Raw genomic sequence first — 23143 nt, forward strand, 5'->3', positions numbered from 1 at the left:
TTTCGAAGATATGAGAGGGATTGGTAATTACTGTAGGTGCGGGACTACACTTGTAGGCTTATATCAAGGGGCGCAGCAAACTGCGCCCTTGGGTATGAATATACCTATGGACGGGAAAATGCCTCAATGGCTGCATTCAGCCCCTGCAGCAACTGTTCCAGCTCGCGCATGCCCTCTTCTATCACCGCCTCATGCTGTTGTGCCGCCAGCGCATTTTCCAGTTCTTCACTAAGCAGATGCAATGACGTGGCCCCCAGCAGCTGAGCCGTACCGTTAATGCGGTGTAAATGGCGTTGCAGAGTTGGCCAGTCCTGTAATTGGAGTGCCTTACTCGCCGCCGCCAAATCTTTGTCATTTTCCAGGCGCGACTGTTCAAGCATCTGGCGCATCAGGGCGCTGTCACCCAAGCTGAGTGCCTGCAGCGTAGCCATATCGACAAACTCGCTGAGGGGAGTGGCCTGCGAAGGCCCCGCCACGCTTTGCAACGCCGCTTCCAACTGCGGTAAATCCACTGGCTTAAACAGGCACAGGTTCATGCCCATCGCCAGGCAGCGCTCTTTCTCTTCGGCCTGTGCGTTGGCGGTTAGCCCCCAGATAATGATGTCCCGATTGAATTCTCGCACCCGGCAGGTCAGCGTGATGCCATCCATATTAGGCATGTTGAGATCGGTGATGAGTAGATCGTATGGATTGGCCCCGATCAAGGCCAGGGCTTGCACACCATCAATGGCCTCATCGACCCGATAGCCAAGCGTAGCCAACTGACGACGAAGCAGCAGCCGGTTGGTCGGGTGATCGTCAGCAATCACAATCCTCAGCGCTTTTGGGCCACTGACTGGCGATTTCGGTGTGAATGACACGGCGGTAACCTTATCCAGATCCGTAACCGCGGTGGTGAGCGTCACCGTCATGATGGTGCCCCTGCCCGGCTGGCTTACCATCTCTATGGTACCGGCCATGCGTTCAACCAACTCACGGCAGATCGTCAGACCCAATCCCGATCCGGTCTGTTGTTTGCCCCCTTTGGTCTGACTAAAGGGCTTGAACAGGTGTTGCTGTTCCTGCGGGCTAATGCCTGCCCCGCTATCTTTCACGCTCAGCGTCAAGCGAGTTTGATCGGTGCCCTGCGCGTGCGTTTGCGCTATCACTTCGATCCCTCCCTCAACGGTAAATTTGATGGCGTTACTGAGGAGATTGGCCAGCACCTGTTTCACTGCCTGCGGATCGAGCCACAGCGCCTGAGTTTTTTCCAGGTGGTAATCGACCGACAGCCGCAGGTTTTTCTGCGTGGCTACCCCTTCGAAACTACTGACCGTCGTTGCTAACAACGAGGCCAGATCCACCCATTCTGGCGCCAGTTCAAAGTTACCAGACTCAATTTTTTCCATATCCAGTACATCGCCAATCAGGCCGAGTAGTGACTGAGCAGTGGAATAAGCCAACTGAATAGATTCTTTCTCAGCTTCCGGACTTTGGCTATGGGTGGTCAGTAACTCAAGGAACCCCATAATCGCACTCACCGGCGTACGGATCTCATGGCTCATGCTGGCAAGGAAAGTGCTCTTGGCCCGATTGGCATCGATGGCCTTGTCTTTCTCCACCTGCAACGCCTCCATCAGTTGCCTGGATTCGGTAATGTCCTGCCAACCGCAAATCAGCGTCGGCGGCGTGTTGGCGGGCAGCTGGCACAGCGTTAGCCAGTGCAAAATCAGGCGTTCTTCCGTGCCATTATTCAGCACCAGTTGATGAGGGATAACCTGGTTGACTTGCAGCCCTTGCTGGATATCGGGTTGAAGCGCTGCGAAAATGTCTGCCAGCGGGTTACGGCGATCGAACAATGAGTGATGCATCGCGGCATGTAACTCGGGGGTGAAGAAGGCCCCGAAGGCGCTGTTGTAGCTTTCGAGCTCACCCTCCAGCGAAATAACGTACACCGGCACGGGGATCGAGTTGAATAAGGTTTGGCGGAAACCGAGCTGATACTCCAGCGCAGCCTGTGCCTCCTTGCTTTTACGGATGGCCCGCAGCAGATAGGCTCCCCACAGCAAGCTGCTGACAACCAGCAGCGTCGCCAGAACAATCACCAGGTAAAAAGGCCGATTATAAAGGTTCCAGGTATCAATTTTCACTTCGGGGGTTTTTACCCACTTCCCGGCCAAATTCATCAGCTCTTTGGGGGGAATATCGTCGAGTGCCTTGTTCAGAATGCTTTGTAATTCTTGCGAGCCACGTGGAATGACAAAGGAGATCTGGGCGGTGCGCTCGTCGGGAATACGGAAATAGCTCAACCGATTGGGATAATAGTGATCGATGATGTAGCGCGAGGCGAGCTGTGTGGATACCACCGCATCAATTTCCCCCCGATCCAGCATGCTCAGCGCCGCGCCGGTATTCTCAACCACGACCCATTGCACACCCGGATATTTGGCTTTTAGCTTTTCCGATAGCGAGTGGTAAGCCGGAATAGCCACTTTCATGCCCGGTTTCAACGTTTCGCTCTGCTTGGCCGTAACGCGGGTGACGATCACAAAAGGAGTAGCCAAAAACGGATGAGTAAAGGCAGCCTGCTCTTCCCGCTCGGGGCTGTACGTGGCCGAGGACAGGATATCCCAATCACCACTTAGCATAATCCTGGCCATCTCTTCATTGGAATTGGCAATCACCGGTTCAAAGGTCAAGCCGGTTTGCAGCTGGATCAGGTTCAGGATATCGCCAACGATCCCGCGTATTTCCTGGTTTTCATCCACCATGCTGAACGGGGCGTAATAGGGGTTAATCACTACACGCAATTTGCGGTGTTTTTCCAGCCAGCGAGTTTCCTGTGGGGTAAGAACCAGCTCTTTGGTTAAAAAGCTGAGGTTCCCCATATCAATCCAGGACTGAGTAATCTGGCTGTGCTGAGGTTCGGTCAGTGAACTGATAAAGCTGTCGACAATCTTGATCAATTGCCGTTGGCTATCGAGCGCAATAAGCACGTCGCCGCTTTTCGGCGCTCGCCAGAACTTCACCATTCCCAGCGTCTGGTAGAAATCGCGCGCGATAATAAAACTGGTGGTGATGTTATTACCGATAAAGTAATCACTATGATGGCTGGCAACCGAGGTCAACGCCTGATATTCATTGGCAAAAGAAGTGATGCTGGCGTTAGGAAAAGACTGTTTAATAAATGATTTTGGTGGAAAATCCCGGGAGATCGCTATCCTGACTCTGTCGCTATTATCGTGAAACGGCTTCATCACCTCGCCAAGCCGGGTCACCAGAGTTGGATAGCCTTGCACCAACGGCAAGCTGGCAATAACGGGAGCCTTTGGCTGGCTAATCCCACCGAGCGTACTGAGAACAAGATCGACACGGCCCGCAAGAAGTGCTGCCAATGCCTGTTGCTCATCGGCGTAGAGCTTGATGTTCACACCGATATTCAGAGTCTTTCTCAGCAGCGCAAGATAATCCGCATTCATCCCCCAATAGCGCCCGGTGACGCTATTCATACTCAACGGTTGGGATTCAACACCATACACCGCTATGTTAAGACTGCGCTTTTGCGCCAGCCAGATAAAGTCATCATGGTCCAAGTAGATGGCCGGAGGCGTGACCAGGTGGTTACTCGCCAGCGTTAACGTGATCGGCCCGTTGCTCACCGCCCGTGCAGGCAGCATCAGAAACAGCAAAACCAGCCAAAGCCCCAGCGCCCGTTTTAACATGCCTTCACCCAATTTTATTACGGTTGGCAAAAGCAAACAGATCGGCCAACGAGCTACAGCCGAGCTTCTCCATTAAACGGCTTTTATAGGTGCTGACCGTTTTATTGCTGATAAACATCGCCGCCGCAATCTGCATATTATCTGCACCGCTGAGGAGGGAACGCATCACCTTGATCTCCTGGCTGGAGAGCGATGCCAGCATTTCCTGTTCCGAAGAAAGACTGCCGACAAAACCGTTCAGTGAGAAAGGAAAATAGCTGTAGCCATTCTGGGCAGCATGCACCGCGGCGATGATATTAGTCATGCCCTCTTTTTTACTGATAAAAGCATTGGCCCCGGCATCCGCGCTACGCTTGCCGTAGAACAGATCGTTTTTGGCGGAGACCACGATAATGATTTGGCTGAACTGCTGCTTTCTGAGCTTTTCAACTACCTCAATGCCGCTCATGATGGGAATATCGACGTCGACAATCACCACGTCTGGCTGCTGCTGCGCCACCTGTAGCAGCGCCTCTGCCCCATCCCCTGCCTCGCCAATGACGCTGATGCCTTCACTTTGCAGCAGGTTCTTGATCGCCATACGAGCCAGAGGATGGTCGTCCACAATTACGGCGCTCAAAGACTTGGTTTTACTCATTGTCGTTTCCTGGGTCATATAAAAAACACGGGCAGCGTTGGTCAGCGATGTTTCTTCGCTCACGCTCTATTTTAAGGATTTCAAGCTATCTACGAGCTTATAGCATAACCCTGTTTATAGTTCTAATTCGCTTTTGGCCCCCTTACCCCAACCCTCTCACACCGTGAGAGGGTGCTGTACGGAGCCTAAGTCAGGTGCAGAAGTCAATCTGTGGCACATTCAGCCCCCACTCCCTGCTCCTGTAGCTGCGGGGTGGACTTCACCTGTAGGACGCTGCCTGCAACGATTTCCGATGTCTCTGCTGTGTTACGGCAACGCCCGCTTTTATAATCACTACGAACCTTCAGCGTTTCTTCCCGTAAGCCTATGCCGCTTTAAGCTGAAGGTGATTAACCAAGCCATTCAATGAATAAATTACGCGCTGAGCTTATTACCCACAGCAGCGTAATGGTTTGCTATTGCTCCTAAAACAGACAAGCAAGGGTTTTTCCATGCCACATTTACCGCAGCCAGACAGTAACCCGGTGAAAACACCATTAGAAAAAAGAAAGCAATGGCTGCTCATTTTTCTAATGGTGATTGTTATTGCGGCTATGGCCAGTGCAACCTGGTGGTATTTCAATTCGCGCAATGTGCAAAGCACCGATGATGCCTATGTGATGGGCAATCAGGTCACTATTTCTTCGCAGGTTAACGGTAGCGTGGTCAGCGTGAATTACACCAATACCGATTTAGTCCAGCAAGGGGATGTCTTGGTCAATTTAGATGATACCGATGCCAACCTCAACTTTAAAAAAGTCAAAAATAAGCTGGCGGAAACGGTGAGAAAAACCAAACAGATCTATGTCAACGACGCACAATATAATGCCAATATTGCCCAGGCTAAAATCGCTTATCAGCAAGCGCAGGCCGATTATCAGCGCCGAACCCAATTGATGGGAGCGGGGGCTTTTTCAAAAGAAGACCTGCAACATGCGCGCAATGCCGTTAGCAGCAGCAAAGCGGCACTGGACGTCGCTATCGAGCAATATCGCAGCAATCGTATCCTGATCCAGAATTCCACGCTAGAACAGCAGCCGGCCATCCTGTTGGCGGCAGAACAAATGCGCGAAGCCTGGCTCGCGCTACAGCGCACCAAAATTCGCAGTCCGGTGACCGGCTATGTTGCTCAACGCAATGTGCAGGTGTGCGAAACGCTGAGCGCTGGCCAGGCCTTGTTATCCATCGTCCCGGCCGATCAGCTGTGGATTGACGCCAACTTCAAGGAAACCCAGCTCAGCGGCGTGCGCATTGGGCAAAAGGTTAGCGTGGTGAGCGATCTGTATGGCAGCAATGTGGTGTTCAACGGCGTGGTTGAAGGGATCAATATGGGGACCGGCGGCGCGTTCTCGGTACTGCCCGCGCAGAATGCCACCGGTAACTGGATCAAAGTGGTTCAACGCCTGCCGGTGCGTATTACCCTGGATGCAGAACAGCTCAAGGCATACCCACTGCGGATTGGCTTATCCACCACGGTGACCTTGCGCGAAAACAATACCAATGGCCCTGCCCTATCTACCACCCAACGCCAGAAACCGGCTTACCAAAGCCAGGCGCTGGTGCTCGATACCTCCAGTATCGACCAGGAAATCCAAGACATCATCAAAGCCAATGCGATGTGACTTATGAGCAACAACACACTGCTGCCGTTAAAAGGCTGGTCATTGATCCTGGTGACGCTGTCGCTGTCGATGGCGACCTTTATGCAGATGTTGGATTCCACCATCTCCAACGTCGCCATTCCCACCATTTCCGGGTTCCTGGGTGCCTCTACGGATGAAGGAACCTGGGTGATCACCTCGTTTGGCGTCGCCAATGCGATCTCCATCCCGATAACCGGGCGTCTGGCGCAACGGTTCGGCGAGCGTAAGCTGTTTTTAGCTTCGGTGACGTTGTTTGCACTGGCGTCGCTATGCTGCGGGTTCTCCACCAATCTCGATATGCTGATCTTTTTCCGCGTCATTCAGGGATTGGTCGCAGGCCCGTTGATCCCACTATCGCAAAGCCTGCTGCTGCGTAACTACCCGCCGGAGAAGCGTAATATCGCGCTGGCGCTGTGGTCGATGACGGTGATAATCGCCCCGATCTTTGGCCCGATTATTGGTGGCTATATTTGCGATAACTACGACTGGGGCTGGATATTTTTAATCAACGTTCCATTCGGTATCATCGTCGTTGCCATTACCGCATGGATACTGAAAGGAAGAGAAACACCCACCGAGCCGGTAAAAATCAACCTGTTCGCCCTGAGCCTGCTGGTGCTAGGTGTGGGTAGCCTGCAAATCATGTTGGATAAAGGCAAAGACCTCGATTGGTTTAGCTCTACCACCGTGATCGTGCTGGCCGTGATCGCCGTGGTCGCGCTGATTTTGCTGATTATCTGGGAAGCCACCAACGATAACCCGATCATCGATCTGAGCCTGTTCCGCTCACGTAACTTCAGCATCGGCGTCCTGTGCATCAGTTGTGCGTATCTGATTTATGCCGGAGCCATTGTGCTGATGCCGCAGCTGCTACAGACGGTGTTTGATTACACCTCGGTATGGGCTGGGCTGGCCTATGCTCCCATCGGGCTGATGCCGCTGCTGATCGCGCCATTGATTGGCCGCTACGGCGATCGTGTTGATATGCGGGTATTGGTGACCTTTAGCTTTATCGTGTATGCCGGTTGCTACTACTGGCGTGCGATGACGTTTAATCCGGCGATTGATTTTACTGCCGTGGTGCTGCCGCAGTTGATGCAAGGCTTCGCCGTGGCTTGCTTCTTCCTGCCGCTGACCACCATTTCATTGTCAGGGCTCGCACCAGAAAAATTCGCTGCGGCCACCAGCCTGAGCAACTTTTTCCGGACGTTATCTGGCTCGATCGGTACGTCACTCACCATGACCCTGTGGAGCCACCGGGAGTCATTTCACCATGCGCAACTGACACAGTCAGTGACGCCATTCAACCCGGCGGCGATCAACCTGGATCACCATCTGCAAAATCTGGGGTTCAATCAGCAGCAAGCCGCGACCTATATCAACGATCAAATTACCCAACAGAGCCTGCTGATGTCGGCCAACGATATTTTCTATCTCTCTGCCGGGGTGTTCCTGATGCTGACCCTACTGGTGTGGTTCGCCAAACCCCCGTTTAATACGGCCAAGACGGGGTGATAAACGGGAACATAGAGAGGCGCTGACGCGCCTCCTGATTTACTTGATCCGTTTACCGGAGCCATCAACAACCTTTTCGCCGTCCTCTTTGGCCAATGCCCCTATTTGCGGATTGGGCAGGATATCAAGCACCGTTTCGGAGGGGCGGCATAGGCGGGTCCCCAGCGGCGTCACTACAATCGGCCGGTTAATCAGAATCGGGTGCTGCAACATAAAATCGATCAGTTGCTCGTCGGTGAAGACGTCTGCTGCCAGCCCTAACTGCTCGTAGGGTTCCACGTTATTACGCAGCAAGGCCCGCACGCTGCTCCCCATGTCTGCAATGAGTTTCACCAGTTCAGCGCGGCTGGGGGGTGTCTCCAGATAATGGACGATCGTTGGCTCTGTACCGCTGTTGCGAATGAGCGCCAGCGTATTACGCGAGGTGCCGCAGGCAGGGTTGTGGTAAATCGTGATCATGGATGTTCCTCGCTACAAAGTGATGGATAGACGTAACGCCAAGGCAGTCAGCGTGACCAACAACACGGGTACGGTCATGATGATTCCGGTACGGAAGTAATATCCCCAGGTGATCGTCATGTTTTTCTGCGACAACACATGCAGCCAGAGCAGCGTTGCCAAGCTGCCAATCGGCGTGATTTTGGGCCCCAGATCGCAGCCAATAACGTTGGCGTAAATCATGGCCTCCTTAATCACCCCTGACGCAGCACTCCCCTCAATAGACAGCGCGCCAATCAATACCGTTGGCATATTGTTCATAATGGATGACAAGAATGCGGTCAGGAAGCCAGTGCCAAGCGTGGCGGCCCATAAACCATTATCCGCCAGTAGGTTCAGTACGCCGGAAAGGTATTCCGTTAATCCGGCATTGCGTAGGCCATAAACCACCAGATACATCCCCAGCGAGAAAATGACGATCTGCCAGGGCGCACCGCGCAGCACCTTCCCGGTGTTGATGGCATGACCTCTTTTGGCCACCGCAAACAGGATCATCGCCCCCACGGCAGCAATAGCGCTGACCGGAATGCCGAGCGGCTCCAGCACGAAGAAACCCACCAACAGCAGGATTAATACCACCCAGCCAGTTTTGAACGTGGCCGGATCTTTAATGGCTTGCGCCGGTTGTTTCAGTCGTTCGAGATCATAGGTCGGCGGAATGTCCTTGCGAAAGAACAGATGCAGCATCACCAGCGTCGCGATAATCGCAGCGATATCAACAGGCACCATCACCGAAGCATATTGCGTGAACCCCAGATCAAAGAAGTCTGCCGAAACGATATTGACCAGATTGGACACAATCAGCGGCAGACTGGCGGTATCAGCAATAAACCCGGCAGCCATGACAAACGCCAACGTGGTGCCTTTGCTGAATCCCAGTGCCAGCAGCATGGCTATTACTATGGGGGTAAGGATTAGCGCTGCACCATCGTTGGCAAACAAAGCCGCCACGGCTGCGCCTAGTAAAACGATGTAAGTGAACAGCAGGCGCCCCCGCCCGTTTCCCCAGCGGGAGACATGCAGCGCAGCCCATTCGAAAAAACCAGACTCATCAAGCAACAGGCTGATAATGATCACGGCGATGAAGGTCGCCGTAGCATTCCAGACAATATTCCATACCGCTGGGATATCGGCAATCTGCACCACGCCGGTGAGCAAGGCCAACCCCGCGCCAAGTGTGGCACTCCACCCAATCCCTAACCCTTTCGGCTGCCAGATCACCAGCACAATGGTCAGGATAAATATCGCCCCAGCCAATAACATACTTACCACCTCACATTTATATATGTATTTTCATATGTGTTTGCACAAAAAATTTAGCTACACAGGGTTTTACCCTCGCTGGAGCAATTCGCCGCTGCCAGCTTACGTGCCATAGTGTGGACTTCGTCCTGTTGACTCAACCAGGCTTGTTCAACAACCAGGGCTGCCCAGGCAGGAATATGCGGGGAAAGACGATAATGCACCCACTTCCCCTGCTTACGATCCAGCAGCAATCCGCACTCTCTGAGCATTGCCAAGTGGCGTGAAATCTTGGGTTGCGACTCTTCCAGCCCAGTACAAAGATCGCAAACGCACAGTTCACCCAACTGTTTGAGCAGCAACACGATACCCAGGCGGGTTTCGTCCGACAGGATTTTGAACAGTTGCAAGGAAGTCAGGGTCATCGGTCTCTCCGTTACGATCGGTGGATAAAGCATACCCGCAGGCGCTTTCAAGTCAATGACACATTTGAATTTTCATATATGTATTTTCTCTCTTCCCTTGCCACAGAAAGCGCTCAACGTTGTGTCGATACGTCGCGTAGCAACGGTGGCCAGAAAGCCCCCTGGCCACCCGATGCGTCCGGCAATACGGCTTTACATTTAAGCCAATTTAAAAGCCATAATGCGGTAATATATTCACACCCCGGCAACAAATAATATTGCACCCAATAGTGTGAGCCTGTTCAAGACGAAAAAAACCCAATAATGCTATTTATTCTGCATGGTTTTCTCTAACGTGGATCTGCGTCATCATGAATCATTTAGAACTGCAGGCACTGCGTCAGCTTTTTTTTATGACGGTCGAAGAATGTGCGGCCTATATTTCATCTGACAACAATTTAGCTACATGGCAGCAATGGGAGCGTGGTGAAAGTGAAATACCGGCCGCTATTATTGATACATTCACAAAAATGATTAAAAAAAGAAAAAACCACATCAACGCCATCATCGACAAGATCAACAATCGCATTGGTAATAACACCATGCGCTTCTTCCCCGATTATGCGTCCTTCCTGGCTGTCTATGCCCAAGGTGATTATCTGGAATGGAAAATTTATCAGTCGGTCGCCGCACAGCTTTATGCTTATGATCTAGAGCGGCTATGTTAACCCAAACTAATAGGACACATCGCGCTCGTTAACCTTGACGGGATTATATAAGGAAGGTTTATCAACACCACCTGCCCATCGTTTTGACTGACTATCACCCCTGACAGCAGGCTAACGCCTGTAACAATCTCGTGCCCAGCCGTTTTTCCCGGCACGAATAATTTATTATGAACGAGTTTCTGAGCAACAACCTATGGAAAACAAGTATGTACCAACAGCCTTGGGGCTGTATCTGAATTATCTGGTGCACGGTATGGGGGTAATATTAATCAGCTTGAATATGCCTTATCTGGCAGAACAATGGCACACCGATGCCGCTGGCATCTCGATCGTCATCTCTTCTTTGGGCATTGGCAGGCTCAGTGTGTTATTAATCACCGGCATGTTATCCGATCGTTTTGGCCGCAGGCCCTTTATTTTTCTGGGGATCCTGTGCTATTTAGGCTTCTTTTTCGGCATTCTTCTCAGCCCCACGATTATTATCGCTTATGTATTTGGTTTTTTAGCCGGCGTTGCCAACAGTTTTCTCGACTCGGGCACCTACCCTACGCTGATGGAGGCATTCCCCAAGTCGCCAGGCACCGCCAATATCCTGATTAAAGCCTTTGTCTCCGGCGGCCAGTTTCTGTTACCGATGGTCATCAGCCTACTGGTCTGGGCCGAGGTCTGGTTTGGCTGGTCCTTCCTGATCGCTGCTGGCATTATGCTGCTCAACGGCCTGTTCCTGCTGCGCTGCCCATTCCCCGCTCACCCGGTGCAACGCATAGCCACCAGGACCGATAAAAATGCAGATGAAAACCATCACTGTTCCATCGTGGATCTCATCAGCTATACCTTATATGGCTATATCGCCATGGCCACCTTTTACCTGATCAGCCAGTGGCTGGCGCAGTATGGGCAGTTTGTGGCGGGTATGAGCTATACGATGTCGATCAAGCTGCTGAGCATCTACACCATCGGATCATTGATGTGCGTGTTCATCACCGCCGGCCTGGTAAAGAAAAGGTTTAAATCAACCACCTTTCTGATGCTGTATACCTTTATCTCCTTCATTACCTTACTCACCGTTTGCCTGTATCCCAATATGTACGTCGTGATGGTTTTCGCCTTTGTTATCGGCTTCTCTGCCGCAGGTGGGGTCATGCAACTAGGGCTGACGCTGATGGCGACCCGCCTTCCCCACGCGAAAGGCAAAGCCACCGGCATTTATTACAGCGCCGGCAGCCTGGCAACGTTCACCATTCCTTTGATTACCGCCAAGATTTCCGAAACCAGTATCGCCAACATTATGTGGTTCGATACCGGTATCGCGGCCTGTGGCTTTCTGTTGGCGCTGTTCATTGGCTACCGTAGCCATAAAGAGGCCAACAATCCCTTCAAGATAGCCCAAGTGATCAACTGATCCCACAGTTTTAACCTCACCCCAAACATGTCGTTAAACGGGCGCTGCATGCAGCGCCCCTACGTATAGTGAGCCGGTTGAAGAATGTGCTGTTATTCCTCTACCCCACACCAGATACAATATTATTATGCCCCCGTGCAATATGAGACAGTATTCCGCTAGTGGCTGCCACCCAGACAAAGTAAATAGCTTGTTAATTACCGTAGGTATACGTCGCTCCTAAATGGCCAGCCCCTGATAACAGTCCTCCAGACCTAATTTAGCCGGCGAAATTTCGGCACAATTCAGTAACACCATCAAACGCCGCCTCCGCATCTTTGTCTGCAATAAAGTTGAAAACTAAAACGGCATATTACGTATTTATCACCTACTGCATTACCTATACTCAGCACACGTCAGGTTGCCGGTGTATTGGCGGTTATCCATGACCCAAGTTATTTACCGCAGCGTGACTTATCGGGATATTTTCACCCATTACTTTCCCGCAATGATTAATGATTGATGAAAAAGAAAGGCCACTAGAACAACAAGTCCCCTGGATCTAGATAACGTAAAAATTAGCGACAAGCGGAGAACAGTATGAGCCAGAGCAAGGCCTTCAAAGCGCCATTTTTGTTAGCGGTCATCAGTATCTATTTGAGTTATTTTCTCCACGGTGCCAGCGTCATTACGCTGGCACAAAACATGACCCCGCTGGCCGAGAAGTTCGGCACCGACAACGCGGGCATTGCCTACCTGATATCCGGTATTGGGTTGGGTCGACTAGTCAGCATTCTGTTCTTTGGCGTGATATCGGATAAGTTTGGCCGCCGCGCCGCCATTTTGATCGGCGTCGCCCTGTATATTCTGTTCTTCTTTGGCATCCCGGCCAGCCCTAATCTGATTGTCGCCTTTGGCCTGGCGGTTTGCGTTGGCGTTGCCAATGCGGCGCTTGATACCGGCGGCTATCCTGCCCTGATGGAGAGCTATCCCAAGACTTCCGGCTCGGCGGTGATCCTGGTGAAAGCCATGGTCTCTTTCGGCCAGATGTTCTATCCGATGCTGGTCAGCTACCTGCTGGTCAGCCACATCTGGTACGGCTACGCGATGGTTATCCCGGGGATCCTGTTCGTCCTCATCACGTTACTGCTGCTTAAAAGCAAGTTCCCCAGCCAGCTGGTTGATGCCTCCGTGGCTAAAGAATTGCCGCAGATGAACAGTAAGCCGCTGGCCTGGTTGGAGGGTGTCTCGTCCGTTATCTTCGGCGTGGCTGCATTCTCTACCTTTTACGTGATCGTGGTCTGGATGCCGAAATACGCAATGGCATTTGCCGGTATGGCGGAGGCCGATGCGCTGAAAACCATCTCCTGGTATAGCCTTGGCTCGCTGCTGTGCGTGTTTATCTTCGCCCTGCTGTTAAAAAGCACCGTGCGCCCGGTATGGGCAAATGTGTTTAACGCCGGCGTCTCGGTGATCGCGGCAACCATTATCTATCTGTATCCCTCACCGCTGGTTTGTAACCTTGGCGCCTTTGCGATTGGTTTCTCTGCCGCCGGTGGGATATTGCAGCTTGGCGTCTCCGTCATGTCGGAGTTTTTCCCGAAAAGCAAAGCCAAGGTCACCAGCGTTTATATGATGATGGGTGGGTTAGCCAACTTCTTGATCCCGTTGATTACCGGCTACCTCTCCAATATTGGCTTGCAATACATCATCCTGCTGGATATTGCCTTTGCCCTGCTGGCATTTGTTACCGCCATCATCGTCTTCATTCGCTATTACAGAGTATTCAAAGTCCCGCAAAGTGACCTGCGATTGGGCGAGCGCTTTTTCCAATAACCCAAAACAACGATTACGCAGGTTTGCGCCCCACACGAACATGGTTAGACAAGGAGTTTAGAATGGATGTAACCGCAAAATATGAGCTTATCGGGCTGATGGCCTATCCGATCAGACACAGCTTATCGCCAGAGATGCAAAATAAAGCGTTGGAAAAAGTCGGGCTACCTTTTACCTACATGGCTTTCGAAGTCGATACCACCACCTTCGCCAGCGCGATTGAAGGGCTGAAGGCGTTAAAAATGCGCGGCACCGGCGTCTCGATGCCTAACAAGCAGTTTGCCTGTCAGTATGTCGATGAATTAACGCCAGCGGCCAAACTGGTTGGTGCTATCAACACCATCGTCAACGACGACGGCTACCTGCGCGGCTATAACACCGACGGCACCGGGCATATTCGGGCCATCAAGGAAACCGGTTTTGATATCAAGGGTAAAACCATGGTGCTGGTCGGCGCGGGTGGCGCATCTACCGCTATCGGCGCGCAGGCGGCCGTTGAAGGCATCAAAGAGATCAAGCTGTTTAATCGTAAGGACGAGTTCTTTGATCAGGCGCTCGCCTTTGCCAAACGGGTCAACGACAACACCGATTGTAAAGTGACCGTGACCGATCTGGCAGACCAGCAAGCGTTTGCCAGCGCCATCGCCAGCGCGGACATCCTGACTAACGGCACCAAGGTCGGGATGAAGCCGCTGGAAAACGAGAGTATCGTCAGCGACATCACCCTGCTGCGCCCGGAACTGCTGGTGACGGAGTGCGTATATAACCCGCACATGACCAAGTTGCTGCAAATGGCCCAACAGGCAGGTTGCAAAACGGTGGACGGTTACGGCATGTTGTTATGGCAAGGCGCCGAACAGTTCAAACTGTGGACTGGCAAGGATTTCCCACTGGAATACGTTAAGCAGGTGATGGGATTCGAGGCGTAGCATTCCCGTAGCGCGTGGTGATGGGCTTGAATCACCACCTTATTGATTGCGGCAAAAGAGCATGCAAAAGGTAAAAATGAAAACCATAACCGTAAAAAACATTGTGTTCGGCGAAGGCGCGCCAAAAATCATTGTCTCGCTGATGGGTAAAGATATCCCTAGTGTGGTGGCTGAAGCGCAGGATTATCGTCACGCCGATTTCGATATTCTGGAGTGGCGCGTCGATCATTTTGAGGATGTCGCCACGCTCAGCAACGTGATAGCCGCCGCACGTCAGATCAAAGAGATCATTGCCGACAAGCCGCTGCTGTTCACCTTCCGCAGCGCCCAGGAAGGCGGTGAGCAGGCGTTGCCCCCACAGGCCTATATCGCGCTCAATCTGGCTGCGGTGGACAGCGGCCTGGTCGATATGATCGATCTGGAGCTGTTTACCGGTGACGAACTGGTCAAAGAGGCCGTGGCCCATGCCCACGCCAAGAACGTTAAAGTCATCATGTCGAATCATGATTTCCATAAAACGCCGCCGCAGGAGGAAATCGTCAAGCGCCTGTGCAAAATGCAGGAATTGGGAGCCGATATTCCGAAAATCGCCCTGATGCCGCAAAACAAGAGTGACGTATTGACGTTGCTGGCCGCGACGCTGGAAATGCACGAAAAACATGCCAACGGGCCGATAATCACCATGTCGATGGCCAAAACCGGCATTGTGTCCCGGTTAGCGGGCGAAACCTTCGGCTCAGCGGCCACCTTTGGCGCGGTCAAGAAAGCCTCCGCGCCAGGGCAAATCTCCGTCACGGATTTACGCACCATATTAACGATACTGCATTAATTCAGTGGTGCACTGATATTACTGTCGGCGGGAATAATGGTATTCCCGCAAAATAAAACCAGTCACTAAAAAGAGCATTCAATTTTAATACAGCTTAATTGCGGTATCCGCACGCCTGCGTGCGGGTTGAGTTGCCCGCAAAATAAAATAAATGCATCGGTCATCAACAGGAGTAGTTATGGATCTGGTAAAACCGAAAAGAATCAATGGCAGAGTCCCGGTATTATCGGCACAAGAGGCGGTAAATTATATTCCTGACGAAGCCACCTTGTGCGTATTAGGGGCCGGTGGCGGTATTCTGGAGGCCACCACCTTAATTACCGCGCTGGCAGAGAAATATCAAACCACGCAAACCCCGCGTGACCTGTCATTAATCAGCCCGACAGGGTTAGGTGACCGGGCCGATCGCGGCATCAGCCCGCTGGCACAGGTTGGGCTGGTGAAATGGGCATTGTGCGGGCATTGGGGACAGTCCCCACGCATCTCCGATCTGGCCGAACAGAACAAAATTGCGGCCTACAACTATCCCCAAGGCGTGTTAACCCAGACCCTACGGGCCGCAGCGGCGCACCAGCCGGGGATTTTAACCGATATCGGTATTGGTACCTTCGTCGATCCGCGCCAGCAAGGCGGCAAACTCAATGAGGTGACCACAGAAGATCTTATCAAGTTGGTCGAGATCGATAACCAGGAATATCTCTACTACAAGGCCATTGCGCCCAACGTCGCCTTTATTCGCGCCACCACCTGCGACAGCGAAGGTTATGCCTCGTTCGAAGACGAGGTGATGTATCTGGACGCACTGGTGATTGCGCAGGCGGTGCACAACAACGGCGGCATCGTGATGATGCAGGTGCAAAAGATGGTCAAGAAGGGGACGCTGCACCCTAAATCGGTGCGTATCCCTGGCTATCTGGTTGATATCGTGGTGGTCGATCCACAGCAGACGCAGCTGTATGGTGGCGCCCCGGTAAACCGCTTTATTTCCGGCGATTTCGTGCTTGATGACAGCACCCAAATCGCCCTGCCCCTTAACCAGCGCAAACTGGTAGCGAGACGTGCACTATTTGAGATGCGTAAAGGGGCGGTAGGCAACGTTGGGGTGGGCATTGCCGACGGCATCGGCCTGGTCGCCCGCGAAGAGGGGTGTGCCGATGATTTCGTGCTGACGGTCGAAACTGGCCCCATCGGCGGCATTACCTCTCAGGGTGTGGCCTTCGGTGCGAACGTCAACACCCGAGCCATCCTGGATATGACCTCCCAATTCGATTTCTACCACGGAGGTGGGCTGGATGTCTGTTACCTGAGCTTTGCCGAGGTAGATCAACAGGGCAACGTTGGCGTGCATAAATTCAACGGCAAAATCATGGGGACCGGTGGCTTTATCGATATCAGCGCGACGTCAAAAAAGATTGTGTTCTGCGGCACCCTCACCGCCGGCAGTTTAAAAACCGACATCACCGACGGCAAGCTGAATATTGTGCAGGAAGGACGCGTCAAAAAATTTATCAAGCAATTACCGGAAATCACCTTTAGCGGCAAAATCGCGCTCGAGCGGGGATTAGACGTGCGTTACATCACCGAACGTGCCGTCTTTACGCTCAAAGCTGATGGCCTGCACCTGGTTGAAATTGCCCCCGGAGTGGATCTGGAAAAAGACATTCTGGCAAAAATGGATTTCGCCCCGGTTATTTCCCCGCAGTTAACACTGATGGACAAGAGATTGTTTATCGACGGCGTAATGGGTTTCACTTTACCTGAAGCGGTATATTAAAAGGAGTAAGGCTATGGACTTTTCTTTAACTGAGGAGCAGGAACTGCTGCTTGCCAGTATTCGGGAACTGATCGGCAATAACTTTTCGGAAGAGTATTTCCGCACCTGCGATCAGACCTCAACCTACCCTACCGAGTTTATGCGCGCGCTCGCCGATAGCGGTATTTCTCTGTTAGGTGTGCCAGAAGAGTTCGGCGGCATACCGGCGGACTATGTCACCCAGATGCTGGCGCTGATGGAAGTCTCCAAATGTGGCGCACCGGCGTTCCTGATCACCAATGGCCAGTGTATTCACAGCATGCGCCGTTTCGGTTCGGCCGAACAGTTGCGCAAGACGGCAGAAAGCACGCTGGCCACCGGCGATCCGGCCTATGCGCTGGCCCTGACCGAACCGGGCGCGGGCTCGGACAACAGCGCCGCGACCACCACTTACACCCGTAAAAACGGCAAGGTGTATCTGAACGGGCAAAAAACCTTTATCACCGGTGCGAAAGAATACCCGTACATGCTGGTATTGGCGCGCGATCCTGAGCCCAAAGATCCGAAGAAGGCCTTCACCCTGTGGTGGATGGAATCCAACAAGCCGGGCATTAAGGTCAATCCGCTGCACAAGATCGGCTGGCACATGCTGAGCACCTGCGAAGTTTACCTCGATAACGTTGAGGTGGATGAGAGCGATATGGTGGGTGAAGAAGGCATGGGGTTCCTCAATGTGATGTACAACTTTGAAATGGAACGCCTGATCAACGCCGCACGCAGCGCCGGTTTCGCCGAGTGCGCGTTTGAAGATGCCGCCCGTTATGCCAACCAGCGTATCGCCTTCGGCAAGCCGATCGGCCATAACCAGATGATCCAGGAAAAGTTGGCGCTGATGGCGATCAAGGTCGACAACATGCGTAATATGGTGATGAAAGTCGCTTGGCAAGCGGATCAAAAACAGTCACTGCGCACCAGTGCCGCGCTGTGTAAGCTCCACTGCGCCCGTACGGCGATGGAAGTGATTGATGACGCCATCCAGATCATGGGCGGGCTGGGCTATACGGATGAGGCTCGCGTTTCCCGCTTCTGGCGTGACGTGCGCTGCGAAAGGATTGGCGGTGGCACCGATGAAATCATGATTTATATTGCTGGCCGCCAGATCCTGAAAGACTACCAGAGCAAATAAGGTAATAAAACGCCAGGAGGCAGCCAATAAGCCAACCTCCTGGCGAGTTATCAATAAACCACCAGCGAATTCAACCCGGCAAACACGCCGGTTCTGCCAAGTTATTATTGAACTGTTTACGATAATCACTTGGGGAACAACCGACATGGCGCATAAATAATTTGGCAAAATGGTCGACGTTTTCGTACCCTACCCGCCAGGCGATCTCATTGAGGCTATTATCGGTATTGGTCAGCGTAAACTTGGCCTCGGTGATCCGGCGCTGAATAACGTAATTAATCGGTGATATATGATATTCGCGGGCAAACTCATGGCAAATATAGCTGACGCTGGCGCGAAACTTTTTAGCTAACTGTTCGAGAGTGATCTTTTCACGATAGTTATTATTCAAATAAACCAGTACATCCTTCACCAGCACATCTTTCTTTATGTATCCCAACTCTGAACGGTAAGCGTTTTTAAAGTTCTCATAAAACAGTGCGGTGAGGGCATAACCATAAGCATCGTAAATCGATGAGCTTAACTCGTTTTTCTGCTGGGGTAGCCTCACGCCGAGTTCATGAAGGATCGTTTTTATCACCTCTCCCCCTTGCCCAACGGAAACTACCGGGCAGGAGTGAGGCTGTAAAATCTGATTCTCTTCCCAGCCCTGAAACTTGAAGCCATGGACGGCACAGGTATAGGTGGTAGCCGGAGAGGTGCAGTCAGATGCTACCGCATGGAGTCGGCCAGGCTCAATAACCACGATATCACCAGCGTGTGCCACGTAGTAAGAGGAGTCGATGACCAGCCTGGCCACCCCCTGCTTAACGTAAATCAGTTCGCTCTCATCATTATGCACATGATGCCCAGACTCCCAGTTGGGATCGTCACTGATGACGAACCGCGAGAGTTTTGGCGTCATCCCCTGCGCAAAAAGGGCTTCTTTTTTATTATCGAAACAGCGCTGAAACATGGCAACCTCCACACAATACAGTTGGCTTTGGCAAAATGATCAGTGGCTAAAATAGAGCGACAGAAAACAATATACAATATGAGCCCAGACGACTAAAACAAGATAGTTTGCCCCGCATGCAAGATGGCACGAAAATAAAATCACGACGTTCGTGCCGCCGGCTTACCTTACTCACTGGCAAACCATTTTCCCGCACGGCAATCCATCCGTTGTTAGCCATTTTTTTGCAAGATTGTTAGCAACAAAAACAGATTATCCAGTCGTAAATCCCCCTGCGCACTCGCAATATATTGTCATGCTTTTTGTCCTTTCCGCTGATAGAACGCTCTCTGCCGCCAGCGAGCGCCCCACAGGAGATATCATGAAAATAATAACCTGCTTTAAGCTGGTCCCCGAAGAGCAAGATATTGTGGTTACCGCACAACGTACGCTCGATTTCGATCACGCCGAAGCCAAAATCAGCCAGTTCGATTTGAATGCGATCGAGGCTGCCACCCAACTGGCCACCGAGAACGATCAGATTACCGCGCTCTGCGTGGGCGGCTCGCTGCTGCAAAACTCCAAGGTGCGTAAGGACGTGCTGTCGCGCGGCCCTCATGAGCTTTATCTGGTGCAGGATGCGCAACTGGAAAACGCGCTGCCGATGGATACCGCACACGCACTGGCCGCCGCCGCAGATAAAATCGGCTTTGACCTGATGCTGTTTGGTGAAGGTTCCGGGGATTTGTATGCACAACAGGTGGGCCTGTTGGTTGGGGAGATCTTACAGCTCCCTACCGTTAATGCCGTCAGCCAAATCCAGTTTGCCGGTGACCGTGTGCTGGTTGAGCGCACGCTCGAAGAAGAAGTAGAAGTGCTTGAACTGCCGCTTCCAGCGGTGATCTGCGTAACCTCAGATATTAACGTTCCCCGCATTCCGACAATGAAGGCGATCCTCGGCGCCGGGAAAAAACCGGTCAATCAGTGGCAAGCCAATGATATCGCCTGGAGCCAGACGCCGCCTTTGGCCGAGCTGGTCGAGATCACCGTACCGCCACAGAAACAGCGTCAACGCATCATTCTGGAAAACGACTCGCCGGAAGCCATTGCCGAGCTGGCGGACCATCTGAAAAAAGCGCTGAACTAACCCACGACTGGAGAAAATCATCATGAGTAAACTGACAAACGTATGGGTGTTCAGCGACAACGTTGAGCGCTACGGCGAACTGATGGCAGGTGCACGCCAGTGGGGCGAGCATGTTTATGCCCTCGTGCAGGACAGCGAACAGGTTGCCCGGCTCAAGTCTCTGGGTGCAGACGGCATCTACGTGCTGGAGAAAACCTCTGCGCTGCAGCGCATTGAAAATTATGCTGAGACTCTGGCGGATATCCTGAGAGAGGTGAACGGCGAACAAACTCCAGCCTTGGTGCTGATGGCTGCCACCAAACGTGGTAAAGCACTCACCGCCCGCCTGGGCGTACTGCTGAACGCAGCGGTGGTGAACGATGTGACCGCCGTGCACGTCGACGGGGCTGATTTCATCGCCGAACACCGTATGTATGGCGGATTGGCCTTCGGTAAAGAAAAGATCAACTCCACCACCGCCATCATCACCCTGGCTCCCGGTGTGGTGGAACCTGCCGCTGCCGACCCGGCGCATGACTGCCTGGTCACTCAGCTCAGCTATGTTGCCCCGCGTCAGGAAATCCTCTGCAAGGAGCGCCGTGCCAAAGCGCTGAGCAGCGTCGATCTCAGCAAGGCCAAACGCGTGGTTGGTGTCGGACGTGGGCTGGCTGCACAGGACGACCTGAAAATGGTCCATGAGTTGGCAGCCCTGTTAGGAGCAGAGGTTGGCTGCTCTCGCCCTATCGCCGAGGGCGAAAACTGGATGGAACGCGAGCGCTATATCGGGGTATCTGGCGTGCAGTTGAAATCCGATCTCTACCTGATGCTGGGCATTTCCGGGCAGATCCAGCATATGGTCGGCGGCAACGGTGCCAAGATCATTGTCGCGGTGAACAAGGACAAAAACGCCCCGATCTTCAACTATGCCGACTACGGCCTGGTGGGCGACATTTACAAAGTGGTCCCAGCCCTGATCGACCAATTAGGTCATTAACCCTTTGATTCACCGCACGCATCTCGCCGCACACCCGCGGCGGGATAGGGAGCATAAGCATGTCGGATGATAAATTTGATGCCATCGTGGTCGGTGCTGGCGTCGCTGGTGCCGTAGCCAGCTACGTGATGGCGCAGGCCGGGTTGGATGTACTGGTCATCGAACGCGGCAACAGCGCTGGCAGTAAGAACATGACCGGGGGGCGCCTGTATGCCCATAGTCTGGAACGCATTATGCCCGGGTTCGCTGAGGAAGCGCCGGTAGAACGTAAAGTCACCCGCGAAAAGATCTCATTCATGACGGAAGAAAGCGCCGTCACGCTCGATTTTCACAGCGAGAAACCGGACATTGCCGCCCAGGCATCATATACCGTGCTGCGCAACCGGTTCGATCCCTGGTTGATGGAAAAAGCCGAACAGGCCGGAGCACAGTTTATCTCGGGTGTCCGCGTCGACGCGCTGATACGGGAAGGTAATCAAGTCACCGGCGTGCAGGCGGGCGACGATATCCTGAAGGCTGACATAGTGATCCTGGCTGACGGTGTGAATTCCATGCTCGGCCGCTCGATTAACCTGGTGCCCCCCTCTTCACCGCATCACTATGCGGTAGGTGTCAAAGAGCTTATCGGTTTATCCCCCTCGGTGATCGAAGATCGCTTTAACCTCTCTGGCAATGACGGAGCCGCCTGGCTGTTTGCCGGTTCCCCGTCCAATGGCCTGATGGGGGGCGGATTTCTCTATACCAACCGGGACTCCATTTCTTTAGGGCTGGTATGCGGCCTGGGGGAGATTGGCCACGCGGGGAAAAGCGTACCCCAGATGCTGGAGGACTTTAAACAGCACCCCTCCATTCGCCCACTGATCCAGGGAGGAAAACTGCTGGAGTACGGCGCGCATCTGGTTCCGGAAGGCGGCAAGGCCATGGTGCCAACGCTGGCTGACGGCGGCGTGATGATCGTCGGCGACGCGGCAGGATTCTGCCTGAACCTGGGCTTTACCATACGTGGCATGGATCTCGCTATTGCATCGGCACAGGCCGCCGCCAATACGGCCATCGCGGCCAAGCAGCGGCAGAACTTTTCCGCCAGCAGCCTGGGGGAATATAAGCACGCCCTGGAGCAAAACTGTGTGATGCATGAGGTACACCACTTTCGCAAAATCCCTGCGCTCATGGAAAACCCGCGCCTGTTTACCCAGTATCCGCGCATGGTCGCGGACATCATGGGGGATATGTTCACCATCGATGGCAGCCCCACTCAGCCCGTGCGTAAGGCTCTGATGAAAAGGGTGAAACAGATTGGGCTGATGAATTTATTGAAAGACGGCATCAAGGGGGCAACAGCGCTATGAGCAGCGAAAATCCGGTCAACGTAGACGTCAAACTGGGCATCAACAAGTTCCATGTCAATGAAGGCCATCCGCACATCATTCTGGTGGATAACCCCAATATGGACGAGTTCCGTAAGCTGATGCTGGCCTGCCCTGCCGGGCTGTATAAGCAAGACAGCGCAGGCAATATCCATTTCGATTCCGCCGGTTGTCTGGAATGCGGGACCTGCCGCGTGCTGTGCGGCGACACCATTCTTAAGCAGTGGGAATATCCTCTGGGGACGTTTGGCGTTGAGTTTCGCTACGGGTGAGCGTCTGCCTGAAAGAGCGTGCCAGCCCCTCACACCAACCCTATCCCGTAGGGAGAGGGAGCTGATAGCCCTTGCACTTTTGGCAGTAAAGAGACCCTCTCAGCAAACCGCTCGTCACTGATCAAAGGT

At 52.9% G+C, this 23143-nt stretch carries 19 protein-coding genes; 13 read left to right on the plus strand and 6 right to left on the minus strand.

From position 1 onward, the window contains the following. Nucleotides 1-104: 104 nt before the first annotated feature. On the minus strand, nucleotides 105-3701 hold the full coding sequence (locus JHD74_RS01325) for a transporter substrate-binding domain-containing protein (protein ID WP_199061354.1): 3597 nt from the start codon (nucleotides 3699-3701) through the stop codon (nucleotides 105-107). 4 nt (nucleotides 3702-3705) lie between these two features. Then, nucleotides 3706-4320, minus strand: a complete 615-nt coding sequence (gene evgA / locus JHD74_RS01330) for an acid-sensing system DNA-binding response regulator EvgA (RefSeq protein ID WP_024528709.1) — start codon at nucleotides 4318-4320, stop codon at nucleotides 3706-3708. A 509-nt stretch (nucleotides 4321-4829) separates the two neighbouring features. Between evgA and JHD74_RS01335 the strand changes: the two genes are divergently transcribed. After that, complete coding sequence (locus tag JHD74_RS01335) at nucleotides 4830-5999, plus strand: EmrA/EmrK family multidrug efflux transporter periplasmic adaptor subunit (protein WP_199061356.1); 1170 nt, start codon at nucleotides 4830-4832, stop codon at nucleotides 5997-5999. A gap of 3 nt (nucleotides 6000-6002) precedes the next feature. Beyond that, nucleotides 6003-7535 carry a DHA2 family efflux MFS transporter permease subunit gene (locus JHD74_RS01340; RefSeq protein WP_199061358.1) on the plus strand — a complete coding sequence of 511 codons (1533 nt, stop codon included), beginning with the start codon at nucleotides 6003-6005 and terminating at the stop codon, nucleotides 7533-7535. Between the two features lie 39 nt (nucleotides 7536-7574). On the opposite strand, the gene arsC is transcribed toward JHD74_RS01340, so the two are convergent. Genes arsC through JHD74_RS01355 form a run of 3 tightly spaced genes read right to left on the minus strand, consistent with a single transcriptional unit; the run spans nucleotide 7575 to nucleotide 9700 of the window. Continuing rightward, the gene (arsC, locus tag JHD74_RS01345) at nucleotides 7575-7994 is read right to left on the minus strand and encodes a glutaredoxin-dependent arsenate reductase (RefSeq protein ID WP_199061360.1); all 420 of its coding nucleotides are present in this window, start codon (nucleotides 7992-7994) and stop codon (nucleotides 7575-7577) included. A 12-nt stretch (nucleotides 7995-8006) separates the two neighbouring features. After that, the gene (locus tag JHD74_RS01350; RefSeq protein ID WP_199061362.1) at nucleotides 8007-9296 is read right to left on the minus strand and encodes an arsenic transporter; all 1290 of its coding nucleotides are present in this window, start codon (nucleotides 9294-9296) and stop codon (nucleotides 8007-8009) included. A 53-nt stretch (nucleotides 9297-9349) separates the two neighbouring features. Next, on the minus strand, nucleotides 9350-9700 hold the full coding sequence (locus JHD74_RS01355) for a transcriptional regulator (RefSeq protein WP_024528714.1): 351 nt from the start codon (nucleotides 9698-9700) through the stop codon (nucleotides 9350-9352). Nucleotides 9701-10050: 350 nt separating this feature from the next. Between JHD74_RS01355 and JHD74_RS01360 the strand changes: the two genes are divergently transcribed. From JHD74_RS01360 to JHD74_RS01390, 7 genes are all read left to right on the plus strand, one after another. Next, nucleotides 10051-10407: a YdiL family protein gene (locus JHD74_RS01360; RefSeq protein WP_199061364.1), complete on the plus strand. Its 357-nt coding sequence runs from the start codon at nucleotides 10051-10053 to the stop codon at nucleotides 10405-10407. 193 nt (nucleotides 10408-10600) lie between these two features. Next, nucleotides 10601-11809: an MFS transporter gene (locus JHD74_RS01365; RefSeq protein WP_024528715.1), complete on the plus strand. Its 1209-nt coding sequence runs from the start codon at nucleotides 10601-10603 to the stop codon at nucleotides 11807-11809. Between the two features lie 579 nt (nucleotides 11810-12388). Further along, on the plus strand, nucleotides 12389-13624 hold the full coding sequence (locus JHD74_RS01370) for an MFS transporter (protein ID WP_024528716.1): 1236 nt from the start codon (nucleotides 12389-12391) through the stop codon (nucleotides 13622-13624). A gap of 62 nt (nucleotides 13625-13686) precedes the next feature. Then, on the plus strand, nucleotides 13687-14553 hold the full coding sequence (gene ydiB / locus JHD74_RS01375) for a quinate/shikimate dehydrogenase (protein WP_024528717.1): 867 nt from the start codon (nucleotides 13687-13689) through the stop codon (nucleotides 14551-14553). A 76-nt stretch (nucleotides 14554-14629) separates the two neighbouring features. Then, complete coding sequence (gene aroD, locus JHD74_RS01380) at nucleotides 14630-15382, plus strand: type I 3-dehydroquinate dehydratase (protein ID WP_199061365.1); 753 nt, start codon at nucleotides 14630-14632, stop codon at nucleotides 15380-15382. Between the two features lie 178 nt (nucleotides 15383-15560). Further along, nucleotides 15561-17156: an acyl CoA:acetate/3-ketoacid CoA transferase gene (locus JHD74_RS01385; RefSeq protein WP_199061366.1), complete on the plus strand. Its 1596-nt coding sequence runs from the start codon at nucleotides 15561-15563 to the stop codon at nucleotides 17154-17156. Nucleotides 17157-17169: 13 nt separating this feature from the next. Next, the gene (locus JHD74_RS01390; RefSeq protein WP_024483672.1) at nucleotides 17170-18321 is read left to right on the plus strand and encodes an acyl-CoA dehydrogenase; all 1152 of its coding nucleotides are present in this window, start codon (nucleotides 17170-17172) and stop codon (nucleotides 18319-18321) included. Nucleotides 18322-18391: 70 nt separating this feature from the next. Here JHD74_RS01390 and JHD74_RS01395 read toward each other — a convergent pair whose 3' ends face one another. Continuing rightward, entirely contained in the window at nucleotides 18392-19276 is an 885-nt protein-coding gene (locus JHD74_RS01395) for an AraC family transcriptional regulator (RefSeq protein ID WP_024528720.1), read from the minus strand. A 361-nt stretch (nucleotides 19277-19637) separates the two neighbouring features. Here JHD74_RS01395 and JHD74_RS01400 point away from each other — a divergent pair, with 361 nt between their 5' ends. From JHD74_RS01400 to JHD74_RS01415, 4 genes are read left to right on the plus strand one after another with little or no spacing between them, the layout of a single operon-like run. Continuing rightward, on the plus strand, nucleotides 19638-20402 hold the full coding sequence (locus tag JHD74_RS01400) for an electron transfer flavoprotein (protein WP_024483670.1): 765 nt from the start codon (nucleotides 19638-19640) through the stop codon (nucleotides 20400-20402). A gap of 22 nt (nucleotides 20403-20424) precedes the next feature. Further along, on the plus strand, nucleotides 20425-21375 hold the full coding sequence (locus tag JHD74_RS01405; RefSeq protein ID WP_199061367.1) for an electron transfer flavoprotein subunit alpha: 951 nt from the start codon (nucleotides 20425-20427) through the stop codon (nucleotides 21373-21375). A 59-nt stretch (nucleotides 21376-21434) separates the two neighbouring features. Next, nucleotides 21435-22724 (plus strand): FAD-dependent oxidoreductase, encoded by a 1290-nt coding sequence (locus tag JHD74_RS01410; protein ID WP_024528722.1) that lies wholly within the window; start codon nucleotides 21435-21437, stop codon nucleotides 22722-22724. Then, nucleotides 22721-23014, plus strand: a complete 294-nt coding sequence (locus JHD74_RS01415; RefSeq protein WP_024483667.1) for a ferredoxin — start codon at nucleotides 22721-22723, stop codon at nucleotides 23012-23014. Before JHD74_RS01410 ends, JHD74_RS01415 begins: the two co-directional genes overlap by 4 nt. The last annotated feature ends 129 nt before the right edge of the window (nucleotides 23015-23143 follow it).

Source organism: Serratia sp. ASV30 (assembly GCF_016428815.1).
GTDB classification, from domain to species: domain Bacteria; phylum Pseudomonadota; class Gammaproteobacteria; order Enterobacterales; family Enterobacteriaceae; genus Chania; species Chania fonticola_C.

Coding starts and splice junctions, on each gene's coding strand:
- JHD74_RS01325 (WP_199061354.1), bottom strand. CDS start 3,701: ATGTTAAAACGGGCGCTGGGGCTTTGGCTGGTTTTGCTGTTTCTGATG.
- JHD74_RS01335 (WP_199061356.1), top strand. CDS start 4,830: ATGCCACATTTACCGCAGCCAGACAGTAACCCGGTGAAAACACCATTA.
- JHD74_RS01340 (WP_199061358.1), top strand. CDS start 6,003: ATGAGCAACAACACACTGCTGCCGTTAAAAGGCTGGTCATTGATCCTG.
- arsC (WP_199061360.1), bottom strand. CDS start 7,994: ATGATCACGATTTACCACAACCCTGCCTGCGGCACCTCGCGTAATACG.
- JHD74_RS01350 (WP_199061362.1), bottom strand. CDS start 9,296: ATGTTATTGGCTGGGGCGATATTTATCCTGACCATTGTGCTGGTGATC.
- JHD74_RS01355 (WP_024528714.1), bottom strand. CDS start 9,700: ATGACCCTGACTTCCTTGCAACTGTTCAAAATCCTGTCGGACGAAACC.
- JHD74_RS01360 (WP_199061364.1), top strand. CDS start 10,051: ATGAATCATTTAGAACTGCAGGCACTGCGTCAGCTTTTTTTTATGACG.
- JHD74_RS01365 (WP_024528715.1), top strand. CDS start 10,601: ATGGAAAACAAGTATGTACCAACAGCCTTGGGGCTGTATCTGAATTAT.
- JHD74_RS01370 (WP_024528716.1), top strand. CDS start 12,389: ATGAGCCAGAGCAAGGCCTTCAAAGCGCCATTTTTGTTAGCGGTCATC.
- ydiB (WP_024528717.1), top strand. CDS start 13,687: ATGGATGTAACCGCAAAATATGAGCTTATCGGGCTGATGGCCTATCCG.
- aroD (WP_199061365.1), top strand. CDS start 14,630: ATGAAAACCATAACCGTAAAAAACATTGTGTTCGGCGAAGGCGCGCCA.
- JHD74_RS01385 (WP_199061366.1), top strand. CDS start 15,561: ATGGATCTGGTAAAACCGAAAAGAATCAATGGCAGAGTCCCGGTATTA.
- JHD74_RS01390 (WP_024483672.1), top strand. CDS start 17,170: ATGGACTTTTCTTTAACTGAGGAGCAGGAACTGCTGCTTGCCAGTATT.
- JHD74_RS01395 (WP_024528720.1), bottom strand. CDS start 19,276: ATGTTTCAGCGCTGTTTCGATAATAAAAAAGAAGCCCTTTTTGCGCAG.
- JHD74_RS01400 (WP_024483670.1), top strand. CDS start 19,638: ATGAAAATAATAACCTGCTTTAAGCTGGTCCCCGAAGAGCAAGATATT.
- JHD74_RS01405 (WP_199061367.1), top strand. CDS start 20,425: ATGAGTAAACTGACAAACGTATGGGTGTTCAGCGACAACGTTGAGCGC.
- JHD74_RS01410 (WP_024528722.1), top strand. CDS start 21,435: ATGTCGGATGATAAATTTGATGCCATCGTGGTCGGTGCTGGCGTCGCT.
- JHD74_RS01415 (WP_024483667.1), top strand. CDS start 22,721: ATGAGCAGCGAAAATCCGGTCAACGTAGACGTCAAACTGGGCATCAAC.